The organism is Rhizobium sp. RHZ01 (assembly GCF_014851595.1).
Taxonomy (GTDB): domain Bacteria; phylum Pseudomonadota; class Alphaproteobacteria; order Rhizobiales; family Rhizobiaceae; genus Rhizobium; species Rhizobium altiplani.
In genome coordinates this window covers 55,057-71,863 of the sequence record NZ_JACUZZ010000027.1, presented here as the reverse complement: position 1 = coordinate 71,863, position 16,807 = coordinate 55,057, and the positions used below count along the sequence as shown (strand labels likewise).

Here is a 16,807-nt window from a genome sequence, read left to right as displayed (position 1 = left end):
TCCGAGATGAGAATGTATCCTAACCTCGGCCGAAGACAACTCCTCGTTGGAAAAACGTACGCGTTTCTAATGGGCCTATATCCGGCAAGGGGAAGGCCTAACAGGAGTGGACTGCATGCCAGCAAAGACCTCCGATCCTTGGCATCTAGCGTCGTTGGACGAGCTTTTGGCGCTTGGTCGTGCCATGGAACAGGAAGCAATAGAAGGTTACCTCGCCCTCGGTCTTAGAATGACGGAGATGGGACACCCCGAGCTTGCGGCAGTGTTCGATGCGCTGGTCGCCGAGGAACAGGGGCACTTGAGCAAAGTGAATGAATGGGAGAAAGCACTCGGATGCAAAACACTTGCGGTTTCCGCCTATCCCCCGGAACACCTGTTCGATGACGAAGGAGCTGGGAAAGTGGCTCCCGAGATGTTGAGCGCCTACCGCGCTTTCTCGATAGCCGTTCGCAACGAGGAACGCGCGTTCGTGTTCTGGTCCTACGTCTCGGCCCATGCCGGGTCGGACGACGTTAGAGATGCAGCCGAACGAATGGCCCGGGAGGAACTCGGCCATGTTGCAACATTGAGACGCGAGCGACGACTGGCATTTCACCGGGAACGAGATCAAACTCTAACGGTCGACAAAGGCGATTTGCCGATGCTTGAGCAGATATTGTCTGGACAGCTCAGATCGTTGACGGAACTATCAAGGACAGACGGAGGCGACGACCTCCTGGCTCTTTCAAAAGAAGCCGAGCTGAGGTCGAAATCGATGCGAGAATTCCCGCTACTTACCACTCCGCGCCCGGGGAAGGCGACACGAAAGGCGGTTGAAAGTGCTCTGCCGCTCTGCGAATTCCTAGCAGACTGCTACCTCGACATCGGAGATCGCGCGGCCGACGAGAAAGACGCCGGTCGGGCCCGCGAGTTCGCCTCGCAGGTCATTCACTGCCTCCGGGCTCTTCGAGGGCGCCAACTCTAGTATGATACGAGGGACGTTCGATCCGAAACTAGAATTCTTCCACAGAGGATGAACGGAAGATGGTGACGCCGTAGGCCACCGTCCATTGGAGCGTGATATTTTGCCCAAAGAGTAGACGGAGCCATGAGGTGAGGGCGATACGCGGGGCGCTTTGGCGCTATCCATCACTAGCAAAACAAAAGCGCCCGCCTGGTAGGACGAGCGCTTCAAACTGCACATTGTCTTCGCGGACTTAGCGAGCGCCAGTTTTTGCGATCCGCTCGATTTCGCCGCGATTGATGCCAAGGTCATGGAGTGAGCGATTGCTCATACGGCCCAGTTCGGAGACCGTCTGACGATACTTGCGCCAATTGTTAAAAGTGCGTGCGATGTTCATGATAAATCCCCTTTCCTGGGTTTTCGAAGTCAGCTGCCAGTCCGTGGCGCTTCGATTACTTCGATGTCGCTTATATATGATTGGTCAGACCAATTTTGCAGCGCGAAGATTGGATCTCAACTATGCGTAGATTGCATGTCGCGCGGTGAAAAGAGGTGTGACGTCTGCGCACTGGAAAGCGCAAAATCGACCGTGACCGTCACTAAAGCCGACAAAGACCTATCCTAGAAAAGTGCCCCGCCGTGAAGCGGGGCAAGGCCAGGGCTCCTGAGTGTCACATCGTCGGATGTGAGCGAAGCTGAAAACGTCGGCCGTTATGCCTTGGTTCCATCTCGATTGAGATCGAGCCCCCGCGCGGCATCGACAATATGCTTCAGCTGGCCGACGTCGCGTACGCCCTGCTGATAAAGCTCTATGGTGATTGCACCAATGCGATCTGCCTCCTCGGAGCCAGGCTCTATTCCGAACTCGTCGCAGATCGCGTCCAGAACAACGTGGCATTTGCGCAGGTCATCCGAATTCAAAGGCTCATCGTGGCGACTGAAGTTTTTGCGAGACATCACAACATCCTCCATGAAGAACATCTCGGTTGCCATCGCTAAAGAGGCCCCGCCAAGAAAGCGGGGCAAGCTCTGGGACTTAGGAAAGGTCGAGGCAAACCGCCTCTGGCCGATAAATGCGATTACCGGCCTTTTGTTCCGGCCGTGATCGAAGGTGCTTGTCGTCCAGCGGTTCCGTCAATGGCGGCTCCAAGCCGTACATATCCGCCGTATCGAACATGGTCGCACCGAGTTCCAGCGCGCTCCAGCGTTGCGCGGGATTCGATCTCGTCGGTTGCTCCATAGAAGTCGCTCATGCCCATCCAGCCGAGGCCCTGCGCCCCGATCATGGGGCCGTCACTGCCAATCGGTTCGGAGCGGGGCCGTCTTCCCCATCAACGGCAAGTTCCGGGCTGAGTGCCTCAACGCCCACTGGTTCATGAGCCTTGACGACGCCCGCTTGAAGATGGAGGAGTTCCGGCCACACAGCGCGATTGGCAACAAGGTGCCGATTTCGCTGATGAACGGCTCATCGGCACCCCCGCCGAACTGAGCCTTAATCCCGGAAAATTCCAGCTCCCGCTGGCCCAAAATCGGGTAGCACTTCAAAAAACCGCTGGAGCGAACCTAAAACTGGATAAAACCTGGGGGCAAGGTCAATTCCTGATGTCATTAGGACGAAAGCGAACGGCCCCCAGCCGGATCGAAAAGATGCATGCGGTTCATGTTGAAGGAAAGCGGCATACGCGAACCTGGACGCGGCTCACTTTCCGGATCGACATTGGCGCAAAGGCTCACCGGCCCGATATCGAAGTAGATCATCGTCTCCGGTCCCAGCGGCTCAACGAGATCGATATTCGCCTCGACCGTTTCGAAGCCGGGTTTTGGTGTCAGACTCGATATCGATTCAGGCCGGATACCGAACACGACCGGGTTGCCTGCATGTGGCCGGTACTCCGCGGTCCGGGATGCGGGAACTGCAAGCTGGCTTCCGTCGTCGAGAACGACAACCAACCCGTCACCAACGCTCTCAAGCCTCGCGTTCAGGAAGTTCATCGACGGTGAGCCGATGAAGCCTGCTACGAACTGGCTGACAGGACGATGGTATAGTTCCTGCGGCGGACCCGCCTGTTCGATGATCCCGCCGCTCATGACGACGACACGGTCGGCCATCGTCATCGCTTCGACCTGGTCATGGGTGACATAAACAGTCGTGGTCGGAAGCAATTGATGCAGCCGCTTGATCTCAGTGCGCATCTGAACGCGCAGCTTGGCGTCAAGATTGGAAAGCGGCTCGTCGAATAGGAAGACCTTCGGGTTGCGTACGATGGCGCGCCCCATGGCGACACGCTGACGCTGCCCGCCCGAAAGCTGGCCGGGGCGCCGCGACAGGAGTTCCGTGATATGCAGCGTCTCGGCGGCGCGGTTGATGCGCTCGTCGATCTGCGCCTTCGGCAACTTCTGCTGTTCCAGGCAGAAGGAGATGTTCTCCCGGACACTCATATGCGGATAGAGCGCATAGTTCTGGAAGACCATGGCAATATCGCGCTTGCCTGGGCCGAGCCGATTGACGACCTGATCGCCGATGACGATATCGCCACCGGTGATATGTTCCAGGCCGGCGATCATGCGCAGCGTCGTAGATTTGCCGCAGCCCGACGGACCGACGAAGACGACAAACTCGTTGTCCTCGATCGCGAGGTTGATGCCGCGCACGGCTTCGTAGATGCCGTAGGATTTGACTACATTGCGAAGTTCAAGGCGAGCCATCGTGTTCCCCTACTTCTCGTGCAGCCAGACGGCCATGGCGCCCGGCTCTCTGTTTGCCCACAGGTGGTACGGGATCGCCTTGAAGCGCGTCGGCTTCAGCACCGGCGGTTGTGTGCGATAGAGCGTTTCCTGCCAGTCGGATGCATCCGCTTCTAACGCATCACCTTCAAGCACGGTCGCCCCACCAAGAAGCGTCTCGTCGAAGCTGACGGCGATCTCGCCCTGCGCCGGCAGTCTCAACCGTTGTGGTTCGGTGCCAAGATCGGCCTCCTCCACGCAGAAGATCACCGGGCCGCGCCGAAGTGCAAAGCGGCCGTTGTCTTCAGTCGCCGCGGGATGGGCGTAAAGGCGGTCGACCGGCATATCGAAAGCCAGCCTGACCGTATCGCCGTCCTTCCATTCCCGTTCGATCGCGGCGTAGCCCTTGGTGACATCGAGCTTGATGGCCTCGCCATTGGCGAAGACACGCGCGTCTCGGCACCAGCCTGGAATGCGAAACCGCAAGGTGAAGCGCTTTGCCTGATCGAGGCCAAGCGAGATGGCGACGTCGCCGTTCCACGGATATTGGCTCTTCTGCCGCAGGCGCAGGAAGGCGTTGCCGAGGGAAAGCTCGGCCGTGTTCTCACCATAGAGATGGATCGCCACCTCATCGGCCTTCGTGGAATAGAAATACTCGCCGAGCGACGTGATGAACCGGGCGATGTTGGTCGGGCAGCAAGGGCAGTAATGCCACTTCCAGCGACGATTTTGCCCATGGCTCTCCAGGACGTTCTCGTAGAAGTAATGTTCGCCGTCGCGCGAAATTCCGGAAAGGGCGCCGTTGTAGAGCACCGTCTCGAGCTTGTCGGTGAATTTGCTGTCGAGCTCGATCTGGGCCATGCGGTGGCTGAAGAAGCCGAGCGCGACAGCCGCACAGGTCTCGGCATAGGCGGTCTCGTTCGGCAGATCGTACTCGCGTGTGAAGCCTTCGTTGGACGCCGATGGGCCAAGCCCGCCGGTGACATAAAGCTGGCGCCCGACAAGATTGTCGAACAGCCGGTCACAGGCGCTCTTCAGGCTTTCATCGTCGTTTTCGAAGGCAAGATCCGCCATGGCGGAGAACAGGTACATCGCGCGGACGGCATGACCGACCACTTGGGTCTGTTCCCGCACCGGCATGTGGGCCTGGCTGTAGGCGTAAGTCTGGAACACGTAGCTTGCGGGATCCTCGCCACGCTTGCGCGCTTCATTGTCGTAGTAGGAAGGCATCTGGCCGCGCTCGTCGACAAAGTAGCTCGCCAGCTTCAGGTGGCGCGGATCCTTGGTCACACGGTAAAGCTTGACGAGTGCGAGCTCGATCTCCTCGTGTGCGTCGTAACCGCGAAGCTTGCCGGGCTCGCGACCGAAGGTATCGATGATATGATCGACCGCGCGGATCATCACGTCAAGGAAGCGACGCTTTCCCGTCGCTTCGAAATAGGCGACGGCTCCCTCCAGGAGATGGCCCATCGAATACATCTCATGGAGATCGCGCAGGTTGGTCCAACGGTTCTCCGGCTCGCGGCGGATGAACCAGCTGTTCAGATAGCCATCTGCCATCTGGCCGTGCTCAAGTTTCTCGACGATCGCATCGATCTTCGCCTCGACATCAGGATTGGGATTATTCTTCAGCGTGTAGCTCGCTGCCTCGATCCACTTGCCGAAATCGGAATCGAAGAAGTGCTGCATCGACAGGCCGCTCGGCTGGATAGGACGAGCAAGCGGACCGGCTGGCTTGTCGAAATCGAGGACTTCGAGGAAGCCTTCCTCGTCCAGCCGCATGTGCTGCGTCGGAATGGTGACGTCGCGGACGGTTTCCGTCCAGCTTTTCCAGAAACCGCCGTCGAACGTGACGCGGGCGTGGTCGGCCGGGATGTAGCGGTCGATCGGCAACCGCGGCTGTGCTTTCGGGGCATTAGACATGAAGACTCCTTGAGCGGGCGGACCGCTTCTCATTTCACGGCGCCGGCCGTCAGGCCGCGCACATAGTAGCGTTGCAGAAGAAGGAAGAGGATGATGCAGGGGATCATGGTGACCGCGATGCCAGCCTGCAATGCGCCCCAATCGATGATGCCGTAGAGGCCCGACGACACGTTCACCAGCATGATTGGCAGGGTGAACTTGTTCTGGTCCGACAGGAAAATAAGGGCGGCCAGGAACTCGTTCCACGAATTTAGGAAGGCAAACATCGCCACCGTCGCTACGCCGGGCAAGGCGATCGGCAACATGATCCGCCGCAGGATCGTTGCCTGCGAGGCGCCATCGATCCGCGCCGCCTCGATCAGCGCCTTGGGCACGGCATCAAAGGCATTGCGCATCATGAAGACGGAAAACGGCAGCTGGAACGTGACATAGATCAGAATAAGCCCGAACAGGCTGTTCTGAAGGCTGAGCATCTTCAGGATCAGGAACAGCGGCGTCAGGATCGACTGAAACGGGATCATCATCGTCGCCATGATCAGGACGAACAGCATCGACAGGCCGGGGAACTTGAACTTGGAGAAACCGTAGCCCGCAGGAACCGAGACGATGACGGTCAGCAGCACCGTCCCGACCGCGATCAGCACGGAGTTGCCCGCATAGACGTACCATCCGGCACCGACATTCTCGAGACGACGGTAGTTTTCCAGCGAGAACGTCTTCGAGAACAGCGCAGCCGGATTGGCGAGCGCTTCCGCAGCCGGCTTGAACGAATTCGCCAGCGACCAGACGATCGGCATGATGAAGAAGATCGCAAACAGGATCGAAGCGAGCAGGAAGAGCAGATAGCCGGCTTGGCCGCCGCGTGGGTTGCCGCTTGGATTGGATTGGGTGGAGGTCATCAGCCTTCCTCCGCGCGTTCGCGCAACAGCACGAATTGAATGGCACTAATGGCAACCAGAACGACCAGCAGCGCAAAGGAGAGCGCAGAGCCGTAACCGAGCCGGTAGGACGAGAAGGATGCGAGGTAGATCGAGAACACAGCCGAAATCGTGCTGTTTTCGGGGCCGCCTTGCGTGATGATGAAAAACTGGTCGAAGGCGAGCATTGACGAGGTGACGTTGAGAACCAGGGCCAGGACCAGCGAATTGCGCATGAGCGGCAGCGTGATCCGGCGAAAACGACTGAACACGCTGGCGCCGTCGATCTTGGCTGCCTCAATCACGTCGTTGGAAATGCCCTGCAGACCGGTCAGCAGAATGACCATGGTGAAGCCGGCGGTCTTCCAGACGACCATCAGGATGATCACCGCAAGCGCGGGCCAAAAGCTCTCAAGCGGCCGCGGTGCTGCGCTGATAAGGCCGATGCCGCGCAGGACCTGGGCAAAGACGCCGCTGTCGGGGTTGAGCAACCACATCCAGAGCGTGGATGCCGCGCCGAAGCCGATGACAACGGGCATGAAGAAGATCGTTCGGAAGACGCCGGCAGATCGAAACGGGCGATCGACGAGCAGCGCCAACGGAAAGGCCACAGCAAAGATCGCGGCCGTTACCAGCACCGTGTATAGCATGGTAAAGCCCAGCGAGTGCCAGAGCTGCATATCACCAAGGAGTTCATCGTAATTGGCAAAGCCGATGAATTTCTTACGCCCAAGCAGGGGCCAGTTGTAGAAGCTCATCCATATCGTCATGGCGAGCGGAACAAGAAACAGCACCAGGATAAACAGGAAGCCGGGCAGGATGAATGCCAGTCCGAGCCAGCCCTGTGGCTCCGGTTCCCCGGCGATCGGCAGCTTCATATCCTTTGTCGGGTTATCGACCACTATCATTCCTCGAAGAACTCGAAATGCGCATCAGCGATTGGACAAGTGCGGGGCGAAAGGCCGCCCCGCACTCAGCTGTTACGGGTTTGTGCGATCGAGGATCTTGGTGAAGTCGTCCTGTGCCTTCTTGATCGATTCATCGACGTCATCGCCGAAGATCGTGCCCTGGATCAGATTGAGGAACGGGCCGGTGCGGCTGACGAACAGCTCGTCGGACGAGAACGTGTAAGGCGTGCGGGCCTTCGCCAGGATGTCATAGGCTATGAGGTTACGCTGATCGAACTTCGCGTAGGCTTCCTTGGCGAGATCCGTACGCGACGGCATGCCGGATTCCTGCGTGATGTAGACCTGCTGCTCGGGCTCCATGTAGAACTTCACGAAGTCGAGGGCGACCTTCTTCTTCTCCTCGCTGAGGCCCTTGATGAGCGCCAGCGTATCGCCGCCGGCAAAGCTAGACGCACCGCCCTTCGGGCCGGGGATCGGAGCAACTGCGAACTTCACATCCGGATACTTGCTGGTGAGCAAGTTGACGATATAGGAGCCGGTCATGAGGATGCCGACCTTGCCCGATGCGAAGGCCTCGACGGCATTGTTGCCGTTGCCCGAGCGCGAGGTCGGGTGGATGGCGCCAGACTTCCACATGTCGCGGTAAGCCGCAACGGTATCACGCAATGCCGGTGTATCGACGGTCGCGGCGCGGCCGTCATCGCTCAGCACATCGGCGCCAGCGCCCCATAGATGTGGCAGGAAGTCGTAGATCAGCCAGCTGCCGGAATTGGCGACGAAATAGAAGCCGTAGGTTTCTTTGTCCAGCGCATGGATCTTCTTGGCGTCGGCAGCAATCTCTTCGAGCGAGGCCGGCGCCTTGTCCGAATCGAGACCGGCCTTCGTGAAGAGGTCGGTGTTGTAGGCAATGATCGAAGCGTCAGGCAATGCGGGCACGCCGTACACCTTGCCATCGTAGGTCGCCAGGCGAATATGCGAGGGGCTCAGTGCGGCGGCGTATGGAAGACCCTTTACGAAGTCGCTGATGTCTTCAAGGCTGTCGTTTGCGGCAAAGGTCGGGAGATAGATGAGGTCGAGGACTGCGCCGTCGGGCGCCGCGCCGCCGGCGATCGCTGCACCGAGCTTTGGCACCATCTGTTCAGCGGTGATCTGGGTTACGTTGACCTTGTCGGAATGGGCGGCGTTGTATTTTTCAGCAAGCCCTTGGAGCACTGCCCCCGATGACGTACGCACCCATAGCGTGATTTCTTCAGCGCTGGCGAGGCAAGTGCTCGCCAATAGTGCAACAGCTGCAATCGTAGTTTTTAGACCGTACATGCGGGTTCCCCTTCTCTTATGCGAGGCTCCAGGACCTCAAGACGAAGGCAACGTTAGATGAGAAAATATTCCATGTCGACATGACCGCGCCGCAAACCGAACGAGTTTTTGATAAAACCTTTTATCTCCTATATTTTCTCTGTTAAAAGGTTTTAGCAAGTAGGCTAGGAGTGAGCGAATTTGAACGATTCAGACCATAGGCGCCGGACAATTCGCGACGTGGCGAAAGCTGCGGGTGTCAGCATTTCGACCGCCTCGAACGCTTTGAACGGGACGGGGCGAACCAACGCCGAGACGCGTGAAAAGGTCAAACGGATTGCCGACGAACTTGGCTTTCGGCCGAATGCGCTCGCGCGTGGGTTGTTGACTAAGCGCAGCCATGCCATCGGGATGCTGACGAACGACACCTATGGTCGACTGACGCTCCCAATGGCGGCCGGCGTCTCAGAAATCCTCGTCGACCACGGAGTCTCGCTCTTCCTCTGCGCGACCAACAATGACCCGCGGCTCGCCAAGCTCCATCTCGATGCGTTGCTGGATCGCCAGGTCGACGGGATCATCTTCACCGCCACGCGGATCGATCTCGAGCCGCCGCCCGAACTCCTGAAACTCAGGATACCGGTTATCTACGCATTCGCGCAGGGACCTGCAGATAGATTGAGCTTCCATCCTGATGATGCCCAGGGTGCGCGCATTGCCGTGCAACATCTCCAGACCCTGGGCAGGTCACGCATCCTGCACATCACCGGCGTGCAGAACTACCTCGCCGCCCGGATCCGTGCGGATGCCTATAGGGAACTTGTGGGCTCATCCGGCCAAGTGATGTTCGGCGAGTGGTCCGAAGAATGGGGACACTCAGCAATTGATGCTGTCTATTCGCAATCAGGCCCAAAACCTGATGCAATCTTCTGTGGAAGCGACGAAATTGCGCGCGGCGTCATCGATGCGCTTCGCGACCGGGGTGTGTCGATCCCTGACGACGTCGCCGTCGTTGGGTTCGATAACTGGGAGGTCGTCTCGAAGCAAACACGACCACCGCTCACGACGATCGACATGGAACTCAAGGAAATCGGGCATCGTGCGGGCCTCGCGATCCTCGCGCTTTCGCGCCGCGAAAAGCTGGAGCCGGGCATCGTTCGGCTTCCTTGCAGCATCGCGGCACGAGGCTCCGCGTGACACATGAAAACGCCCGGTTGCCAAGCTTGCGGGCTAAATTAGATCCTGCGCGCTAAAGACCACCCGCGAACGCGCTTCGAGCCCCGAGGTCTATCACGGATTGTTCGCCATCGACCTTGGCTAATGCGGAAGCGGGCCTTTCGCCTAATTTTTCTTCGTGCCCAATTTTCACGCTTGACAGCGGGATTGCGGGTGTCATTGTAAAGCGGTTTAGTAAATCGCTTTACAAGCTTAGCTATCCTGTCAGGGAGACATGATGTCCAGCAAGCGTGCTACAAGCCTGAAGGATGTCGCCGATGCCGCTGGCGTATCGGTAGCGACGGTATCACGGCTTCTGAACGGTTCGCTTCAACTTCCCCCTGAAACCAAAGAGCGCATCGACAAGGCAATCCGGGAACTTCGCTACGAGCCGAACCCGCATGCGCGCCGTCTGAGCCGCGGCCGTTCGGAGACGATCGGTCTTGTGGTGCCGGATATTGCCAATCCGTTCTTCGCAACGCTTGTTGCTGCTGTAGAGCACGAGGCGGATAAGCGCGGCCTCGCCCTGTCGCTGCATGCGACGCTCAACCGCCCTGGCCGTGAGATCTCATATGTGACGGGGCTTGCGCGCAACCATGTTGATGGCCTCATCTTCGTTACCAACCATCCAGACGACGGCGAACTGGCAGCAGTGATCAACCAGGCTGGCAAGGTCGTCATCGTCGACGAAGACGTGCCGAATGCGATAGTGCCGAAACTCTTCGCCGATAACGAGGAGGGTGGCTATCTCGCGGGTCGGCATCTAGCAGACCATGGGCATAGGCACATCGTCTACATCGGCGGCCCACAGGAAATGATCAGCACACGCCGCCGCTTCCTCGGACTGGAACGCGCGCTTTTGGAGCGGGGAGAGCCGTTCCAGGTGACACGCTACGAGGGCAGCTTCACGGTGGAATTTGGCCGGCAGGCGGCGCGCCGTTTTATCGATGAGGGCAAGCAGGCGACGGGCATCTTTGCCAGTTCGGACGAAATAGCGATCGGCTTGATCGAAGTGCTGCTTGCCGAGGGCGTCTCGGTTCCCGGCGAGGTTTCGGTGATCGGGTTCGACGACGTCGGACCGCTACATCTTTTTGCACCGCCGCTGACCGCCATACGCCAGCCCGTCCGGGCGCTTGGCGAACGCGCCTTGGCGCTGCTTCTCGAAACAAACTGGCAGGAGCCCGAGACCTTGCGCTCCGAGGAACTGCTGCCGGTCGAAATCGTCGTGCGGAACTCCGTTGCACCGCCGTCGAAACAATAAAAAAGCAACGAAGATGAACCTAACCAGAGGAACAAGACATGACTATTCTGACACGCAGGACGTTTACGACTGCACTCGCGACCACGGTCTTTGCGGGTATCTCGTTCGGGAGTGCCTTCGCCGCTGAAAAGACCTTCGCGCTTGTGCAGATCAACCAGCAGGCGCTGTTCTTCAACCAGATGAACGAAGGCGCGCAAAAGGCGGCCGACGCGGCCGGCGCCAAGCTGGTGATCTTCAACGCCAACAACGACCCGGCCGCGCAAAACAGCGCCATCGAAACCTATATCCAGCAGAAGGTCGACGGCCTCGCGGTCGTTGCCATCGACGTTAATGGCATCATGCCGGCCGTGCAGCAGGCCGCCGCCGCGGGCATTCCCGTTGTCGCCATCGATGCGATTCTCCCGGAGGGCCCGCAGAAGGCGCAGATCGGCGTCGACAATGCCAAGGCCGGTGCCGACATGGGCAAGTTCTTCCTCGACTATGTGAAAAGTAACATGGGCGGCAAGGTGAAGTATGGCGTTGTCGGCGCACTGAACTCCTTCATCCAGAATGTCCGCCAGGAAGGCTTCGAAAAGACCGTCAAAAGTGTCGAAGGCGTCACCACCGCCGGCGTCGTCGATGGACAGAACATCCAGGACAACGCGCTGGCCGCCGCTGAAAACCTTATCACCGGCAACCCCGACATGAACGCAGTTTACGCCACCGGCGAGCCAGCGCTGATGGGCGCCATCGCCGCTGTCGAAAGCCAGGGCAAGCAGTCTGATGTCAAGATCTTCGGGTGGGATCTGACCGCCCAGGCAATCGCCGGCATCGACGCGGGCTACGTCACCGCCGTGATCCAGCAGGATCCCTCCGCCATGGGTGCGGCGGCCGTCGATGCCCTGAAGAAGATCTCGGACGGCGGCAGCGTCGAGAAGACGATCTCGGTGCCGATCACTATCGTCACCAAGGAGAATGTCGAACCTTACCGGGCCGTTTTCAAATGATCTCTGACAGACAGCACCCAACCGCTGTCGCAGGATCCGGGGGCGGAGAAATCCTCCCCCGGCAGTCCGGCGAAGGCGGCAATCGCCAGCCCCGCATTTCCCTGAAGGGCATCCGCAAGAACTTCGGCTCGCATCAGGCGCTGCGCGGCGTCGATCTCGACATTTATCCCGGCGAATGCCTGGGATTGGTCGGCGATAACGCAGCCGGCAAGTCGACGCTGACCAAGGTCATCTCCGGTACCTATATCCCCGACGACGGCACGATCGCCGTCGACGGACAGGAGGTTCGCTTCAGCGGACCGGCCGACGCCCGCGATAGGAATATCGAAATGGTGTTTCAGGACCTCAGCCTGTGCGACCATGTCGATGTGGTCGGCAATCTGTTTCTGGGCCGCGAACTGACCAAGGGACCGTTCCTCGACCGCGCGCGCATGCTGACCGAGGCCCGCGCCATGCTGGATGCGCTCGAGATCCGCATCCCACGACTTGGTGCTAAGGTGGAGAAACTGTCAGGCGGTCAGCGGCAGGCGATCGCTATCGCGCGCGCCGCCTCCTTCAATCCGAAGGTGCTGATCATGGACGAGCCGACATCGGCTCTTGCCGTCGCGGAAGTCGAGGCCGTGCTCAACCTGATCAACCGCGTCAAGGCCAAAGGGGTGTCGGTCATCCTGATCACCCACCGTCTGCAGGATCTCTTCCGCGTCTGCGACCGTATCGCCGTCATGTACGAAGGCACCAAGGTCGCCGAACGCGATATCGCCAAGACCGACTTGCAGGATCTTGTGCAGCTCATCGTCGGAGGGCAGAAGCATTGAGCGCCTATACCGAACGCGCGGCCGGATCGCCGGTCGCGGACTTCCTTTCCGAACACGCGCAGGTGCTGTCGATCACCGCGTTCTTCCTCGCTTGCCTCGTCTTCTTCTCCGCCACCACGGACACGTTCCTGACGCTCGGCAATATCCTCAACGTCGTGCGCCAGGCGGCTCCCATCCTGGTTGTCGCGGTTGCGATGACGCTTGTCATCATCACCGGCGGCATCGATCTATCCGTCGGTTCGCAAGTGGCGCTGGTCAATGCGGTGGCGGCAATCATCATGGCCATGGGCTATCCATGGCCGACTGTAGTGATCGGCATGATCGCCTTTGGCGCGCTGATGGGCATCGCCCAGGGCTGGTTCATTGCCTATCAGGGCATCCCGGCCTTCATCGTCACGCTCGCGGGCCTCTCCATTCTGCGAGGTTTCGCGCTGTGGCTGACGCAGGGATATTCGATCCCGATCAAGGATGCGCCCGGCTTCTTCTGGCTCGGCCGGGGCGAGTTCCTCGGGCTTCCGGTTCCGGCGCTGATAGCCGTGCTTGTAACCGTGGTCGGCTACGTTGTGATCGCCTACACGAAATACGGCCGGCAGGTCGTCGCGGTCGGCTCCAATCTCGAGGCCGCACGCCGCGTCGGCATGCCGGCGAAATGGATCGTCGCCTCGGTCTACATGGTGTCAGGGATTGCCTGCGCATTGGCCGGACTTCTGATCGCCGCCCGTCTCGGCTCCGGCTCGTCCAACGCAGCCGTCGGTTTCGAACTGCAGGTCATCGCGGCCGTGGTGCTCGGTGGCACATCGCTGATGGGCGGACGCGGCAGCATTCTCGGCACGGTGCTCGGGACACTCACCATCGCCGTCATCGGCAACGGGCTGATCCTGATGCACATCTCGCCCTTCTTCACGCAGATCGTGACGGGCGCCATCATCCTCGTGGCAATCTGGCTCAACACCAAGATCTTTACCACTAACTTCCGCTTCGGCGGAAAGAAGAAGTGAGGTCGGCATGAGCGAACTTTCAGAAGCCCATGTGCGCTCGGGCAAGGTGATGACGGTAGCGGGGGCAATCCCTGCTTCCGCTCTCGGCATCACGCTGATGCACGAGCATATCCTCAACGACTGCCGCTGCTGGTGGCATGCACCGAAGACGCCGGAGCGCCAGTACCTCTCCGAGAGCTTCGTCTGCATGGAGATCCTGAGCGAGCTGCGCCAGGATCCCTTCGTCAACAAGCACAACATCACGCTGGATGATGAGCCGCTGGCCATCACCGAGCTCAAGGATTTCGCCGCACATGGCGGCCACACCGTTGTCGAGCCGACCTGCCAGGGCATCGGTCGAGATCCCCGGGCACTGAAGCGGATATCGCAGGCTTCCGGGCTCAATATTATCATGGGCGCCGGCTACTATCTCGGCTCGTCGCATCCGGCAAAGGTCGCCGGCATGACGATCGACCAGATCGCCGACGAGATCGTTCAGGAAGCAACCGCCGGCGTAGATGGCACCGACATCAAGGTCGGATTGATCGGCGAGATCGGGGTGTCCTCGGATTTCACTGATCAGGAAGAGAAGTCACTGAGGGCAGCGGCGCGGGCGCAGGCGCGCACCGGTCTTCCGCTGATGGTGCATCTGCCCGGCTGGTTCCGGCTCGGCCACAAGGTGCTTGATATCGCCGCGGTGGAGGGAGCGGAGCTTCGCCACACCGTGCTCTGCCACATGAACCCGTCGCATGACGACCTTGCCTATCAGGGCGAGCTCGCCTCGCGCGGCGCCTTCCTGGAATACGACATGATCGGCATGGATTTCTTCTACGCCGACCAGCAGGTGCAGTGCCCGAGCGACGAGGAGGCGGCGCGCGCCATCGTCAAGCTGGTGGAGCAGGGGCATATCGATCGCATCCTCCTTTCCCACGACGTCTTCCTGAAGATGATGCTGACGCGCTACGGAGGCAATGGCTATGCCTACATTCTCAAGCACTTCTTGCCGCGGCTGAAGCGCCACGGGCTGACCGATCAACAGCTCGATATTCTCATGTGCGACAATCCGAGATCGGTATTCGAGGCCAAGGCCTGACCGCAGAACGTTTATAGAAATGGAAAGACCATGACAAAAAAAGTCCTCCTCGTCGGCGAGAGCTGGGTCAGCTCCGCCACCCATTACAAAGGCTTCGACCAGTTCGGAAGCGTCACCTTCCATCTCGGCGCCGAGCCGCTGGTAAAGGCGCTCGAAGGCAGTGAGTACGAGCTGACCTACATGCCGGCCCATGAGGCAGTTGAAAAATTCCCCTTCGATATGGCGGGGCTCGACGTCTATGACGTGATCATCCTGTCGGATATCGGCGCGAACTCGCTGCTGCTGCCGCCCGCTGTCTGGCTGCATTCGAAGACGGTGCCGAACCGGTTGAAGCTCATCAAGGCCTGGGTGGAAAAGGGCGGCGGCCTGTTGATGGTCGGCGGCTATTTCTCCTTCCAAGGCATCGACGGCAAGGCGCGTTGGCGCCGCACGCCGGTCGAGGATGTGCTCCCCGTCACCTGCCTGCCATATGACGACCGCGTCGAGATTCCAGAAGGCACGGGAGCTGTCATCACCAAGGCGGACCACCCGACGGTTGCCGGCATGGGCGGTGAATGGCCGCTGCTGCTCGGCGTCAACGAGGTGGAGGTGCGCGACCGCGCCGACGTCGAAGTCGTCGCCCGCCTGCCGGATGATCAGGGCAGCCATCCGCTGCTCGTCACCGGAACGTTCGGAAAGGGGCGCAGCGCGGCGTGGACATCCGATATCGGCCCGCACTGGCTGTCGCCCGCCTTCTGCGAATGGGAAGGCTACGGCCGCCTGTGGAAGAATATCCTCGGCTGGCTGAGCGACAAGCGCTGAGGCGTCGATGGTCCTTGGCGCGCTTCAGCGCGCCAGGATCGCCTGCAGCTCCTCGGTGGTCGGGAAGGCCGAGCGTGTACCGCGACGGCTGACTGTCAGGGCGGAGGCGGAGGCGGCGTGGCCGATGGCGCGGGGGTCGAGCTCGACGCCGCGCAACGCGGCGGAAGCCAGCGCCACCGCCATGAAGGTGTCACCGGCGCCTGTTGTGTCGATCGCCTTGGTGGACACGGCCGGAATGGTGGCGATAGCGGCCCCACGGCTTGCCAGCAGGGCGCCGTCGCCGCCGAGCGTCAGAACGACGTGGCGCACGCCCGATTGCAGCAGCTTTTCGGTCGCGGCCGTGTCGGATGAACCGGTGAGGCTCTCCGCCTCGCCTCGGTTCAGGAATGCGATGTCGACCAGCGGCCAGAAGTTTCCGAAATAGGGCCTGAGGGGCGAGGGGTTGAAGGCGGTAACGAGGTCGCGGCGGCGGGCTTCCTGGAGCAGGCCAAGCGTGGTTGCCGCGCTGAGATTGCCCTGCAGGACCATGAGGTCGCCTGACACGGCGGTGTCGAGCGCGGCGATGGCCTCTCCCGGCGTCAGCGATCCGGCTGAATCGGTGGTGGTGACGATGGCGTTTTCGCCATCAGGCGTGGTGAAGATGATGGAGAAGTCGCTGGAACGGCCGGCAAGCGCAATCAGCTTGGCCTCGACCGGTTCCGGCGCCAGTTGATCGCGAATGGTCTGGGCGCGGAAATCCTCGCCCACGGCCGCAACGAGGGTGGTGGGGAGGCCTGTGCGGGCCATGACCACGGCCTGGTTCGCACCCTTGCCGCCAAGGTCGCGCGTTTCTTCGCGGCCAAGGATCGAAGCCCCGGCTTCCGGCATGGTCGACACGGATATGGTTTCGTCGACGGCGACGTTACCGATGACATGAGCACGAACATTGGCAGGCATGGCTGGCCTTCG

Annotated in this window: 16 protein-coding genes and 1 pseudogene; 9 read left to right on the top strand and 8 right to left on the bottom strand. The window is 60.1% G+C overall.

The features are described 5' to 3' along the window. The first annotated feature begins 115 nt into the window (after positions 1-115). A complete protein-coding gene (locus IB248_RS24185; RefSeq protein ID WP_192241789.1) occupies positions 116-964 on the top strand; it encodes a ferritin family protein in 849 nt (282 codons plus the stop codon). A 232-nt stretch (positions 965-1,196) separates the two neighbouring features. Here the strand turns inward: IB248_RS24185 and IB248_RS24180 are convergent, their stop codons facing one another. Together IB248_RS24180 and IB248_RS24175 are read right to left on the bottom strand one after the other, a co-directional pair. Further along, positions 1,197-1,340: a DUF1127 domain-containing protein gene (locus IB248_RS24180; protein WP_192241788.1), complete on the bottom strand. Its 144-nt coding sequence runs from the start codon at positions 1,338-1,340 to the stop codon at positions 1,197-1,199. Between the two features lie 314 nt (positions 1,341-1,654). Then, entirely contained in the window at positions 1,655-1,900 is a 246-nt protein-coding gene (locus IB248_RS24175; protein ID WP_192241787.1) for a hypothetical protein, read from the bottom strand. A gap of 376 nt (positions 1,901-2,276) precedes the next feature. Between IB248_RS24175 and IB248_RS24170 the strand changes: the two are divergent. After that, positions 2,277-2,432 (top strand): annotated as a pseudogene (locus IB248_RS24170) (integrase core domain-containing protein); the annotation flags it as partial. Between the two features lie 119 nt (positions 2,433-2,551). Here the strand turns inward: IB248_RS24170 and ugpC are convergent. The 5 genes from ugpC to IB248_RS24145 all read right to left on the bottom strand — a co-directional run bounded on the left by ugpC (position 2,552) and on the right by IB248_RS24145 (position 8,732). Further along, positions 2,552-3,649, bottom strand: coding sequence for a sn-glycerol-3-phosphate ABC transporter ATP-binding protein UgpC (gene ugpC / locus IB248_RS24165; protein ID WP_029792829.1), 1,098 nt, complete (start codon positions 3,647-3,649; stop codon positions 2,552-2,554). A 9-nt stretch (positions 3,650-3,658) separates the two neighbouring features. Further along, positions 3,659-5,590 (bottom strand): beta-L-arabinofuranosidase domain-containing protein, encoded by a 1,932-nt coding sequence (locus IB248_RS24160; protein WP_192241786.1) that lies wholly within the window; start codon positions 5,588-5,590, stop codon positions 3,659-3,661. Between the two features lie 29 nt (positions 5,591-5,619). Beyond that, on the bottom strand, positions 5,620-6,489 hold the full coding sequence (locus IB248_RS24155) for a carbohydrate ABC transporter permease (RefSeq protein ID WP_192241785.1): 870 nt from the start codon (positions 6,487-6,489) through the stop codon (positions 5,620-5,622). Then, positions 6,489-7,415: a sugar ABC transporter permease gene (locus IB248_RS24150; RefSeq protein ID WP_246779292.1), complete on the bottom strand. Its 927-nt coding sequence runs from the start codon at positions 7,413-7,415 to the stop codon at positions 6,489-6,491. The genes IB248_RS24155 and IB248_RS24150 overlap by 1 nt, the downstream gene beginning before the upstream one ends. Positions 7,416-7,487: 72 nt before the next feature. Then, the gene (locus IB248_RS24145) at positions 7,488-8,732 is read right to left on the bottom strand and encodes a sugar ABC transporter substrate-binding protein (protein ID WP_029792513.1); all 1,245 of its coding nucleotides are present in this window, start codon (positions 8,730-8,732) and stop codon (positions 7,488-7,490) included. A gap of 180 nt (positions 8,733-8,912) precedes the next feature. Between IB248_RS24145 and IB248_RS24140 the strand changes: the two genes are divergently transcribed. The 7 genes from IB248_RS24140 to IB248_RS24110 all read left to right on the top strand — a co-directional run bounded on the left by IB248_RS24140 (position 8,913) and on the right by IB248_RS24110 (position 15,859). Further along, positions 8,913-9,908 (top strand): LacI family DNA-binding transcriptional regulator, encoded by a 996-nt coding sequence (locus tag IB248_RS24140; RefSeq protein WP_029792514.1) that lies wholly within the window; start codon positions 8,913-8,915, stop codon positions 9,906-9,908. Positions 9,909-10,164: 256 nt separating this feature from the next. After that, the gene (locus IB248_RS24135) at positions 10,165-11,187 is read left to right on the top strand and encodes a LacI family DNA-binding transcriptional regulator (protein WP_029792517.1); all 1,023 of its coding nucleotides are present in this window, start codon (positions 10,165-10,167) and stop codon (positions 11,185-11,187) included. A 38-nt stretch (positions 11,188-11,225) separates the two neighbouring features. After that, positions 11,226-12,173 carry a substrate-binding domain-containing protein gene (locus IB248_RS24130; protein ID WP_025661799.1) on the top strand — a complete coding sequence of 316 codons (948 nt, stop codon included), beginning with the start codon at positions 11,226-11,228 and terminating at the stop codon, positions 12,171-12,173. Further along, positions 12,170-12,988 (top strand): ATP-binding cassette domain-containing protein, encoded by an 819-nt coding sequence (locus IB248_RS24125; protein WP_029792518.1) that lies wholly within the window; start codon positions 12,170-12,172, stop codon positions 12,986-12,988. Before IB248_RS24130 ends, IB248_RS24125 begins: the two co-directional genes overlap by 4 nt. Continuing rightward, entirely contained in the window at positions 12,985-13,986 is a 1,002-nt protein-coding gene (locus tag IB248_RS24120; RefSeq protein WP_192241784.1) for an ABC transporter permease, read from the top strand. The genes IB248_RS24125 and IB248_RS24120 overlap by 4 nt, the downstream gene beginning before the upstream one ends. A gap of 7 nt (positions 13,987-13,993) precedes the next feature. Beyond that, entirely contained in the window at positions 13,994-15,058 is a 1,065-nt protein-coding gene (locus IB248_RS24115; protein ID WP_192241783.1) for a phosphotriesterase, read from the top strand. Between the two features lie 30 nt (positions 15,059-15,088). Then, positions 15,089-15,859 carry a glutamine amidotransferase gene (locus IB248_RS24110; protein ID WP_029792521.1) on the top strand — a complete coding sequence of 257 codons (771 nt, stop codon included), beginning with the start codon at positions 15,089-15,091 and terminating at the stop codon, positions 15,857-15,859. Positions 15,860-15,883: 24 nt separating this feature from the next. On the opposite strand, the gene IB248_RS24105 is transcribed toward IB248_RS24110, so the two are convergent. Beyond that, complete coding sequence (locus tag IB248_RS24105; RefSeq protein ID WP_029792522.1) at positions 15,884-16,795, bottom strand: ribokinase; 912 nt, start codon at positions 16,793-16,795, stop codon at positions 15,884-15,886. Between the last annotated feature and the right edge of the window lie 12 nt (positions 16,796-16,807).

What these genes read in the sequence shown, in the direction of transcription:
- IB248_RS24180 (WP_192241788.1), bottom strand. Translation starts at nt 1,340, where the DNA reads ATGAACATCGCACGCACTTTTAACAATTGGCGCAAGTATCGTCAGACG.
- IB248_RS24150 (WP_246779292.1), bottom strand. Translation starts at nt 7,415, where the DNA reads ATGATAGTGGTCGATAACCCGACAAAGGATATGAAGCTGCCGATCGCC.
- IB248_RS24185 (WP_192241789.1), top strand. Translation starts at nt 116, where the DNA reads ATGCCAGCAAAGACCTCCGATCCTTGGCATCTAGCGTCGTTGGACGAG.
- IB248_RS24175 (WP_192241787.1), bottom strand. Translation starts at nt 1,900, where the DNA reads ATGTCTCGCAAAAACTTCAGTCGCCACGATGAGCCTTTGAATTCGGAT.
- ugpC (WP_029792829.1), bottom strand. Translation starts at nt 3,649, where the DNA reads ATGGCTCGCCTTGAACTTCGCAATGTAGTCAAATCCTACGGCATCTAC.
- IB248_RS24160 (WP_192241786.1), bottom strand. Translation starts at nt 5,590, where the DNA reads ATGTCTAATGCCCCGAAAGCACAGCCGCGGTTGCCGATCGACCGCTAC.
- IB248_RS24130 (WP_025661799.1), top strand. Translation starts at nt 11,226, where the DNA reads ATGACTATTCTGACACGCAGGACGTTTACGACTGCACTCGCGACCACG.
- IB248_RS24145 (WP_029792513.1), bottom strand. Translation starts at nt 8,732, where the DNA reads ATGTACGGTCTAAAAACTACGATTGCAGCTGTTGCACTATTGGCGAGC.
- IB248_RS24105 (WP_029792522.1), bottom strand. Translation starts at nt 16,795, where the DNA reads ATGCCTGCCAATGTTCGTGCTCATGTCATCGGTAACGTCGCCGTCGAC.
- IB248_RS24155 (WP_192241785.1), bottom strand. Translation starts at nt 6,489, where the DNA reads ATGACCTCCACCCAATCCAATCCAAGCGGCAACCCACGCGGCGGCCAA.
- IB248_RS24115 (WP_192241783.1), top strand. Translation starts at nt 13,994, where the DNA reads ATGAGCGAACTTTCAGAAGCCCATGTGCGCTCGGGCAAGGTGATGACG.
- IB248_RS24110 (WP_029792521.1), top strand. Translation starts at nt 15,089, where the DNA reads ATGACAAAAAAAGTCCTCCTCGTCGGCGAGAGCTGGGTCAGCTCCGCC.
- IB248_RS24125 (WP_029792518.1), top strand. Translation starts at nt 12,170, where the DNA reads ATGATCTCTGACAGACAGCACCCAACCGCTGTCGCAGGATCCGGGGGC.
- IB248_RS24135 (WP_029792517.1), top strand. Translation starts at nt 10,165, where the DNA reads ATGTCCAGCAAGCGTGCTACAAGCCTGAAGGATGTCGCCGATGCCGCT.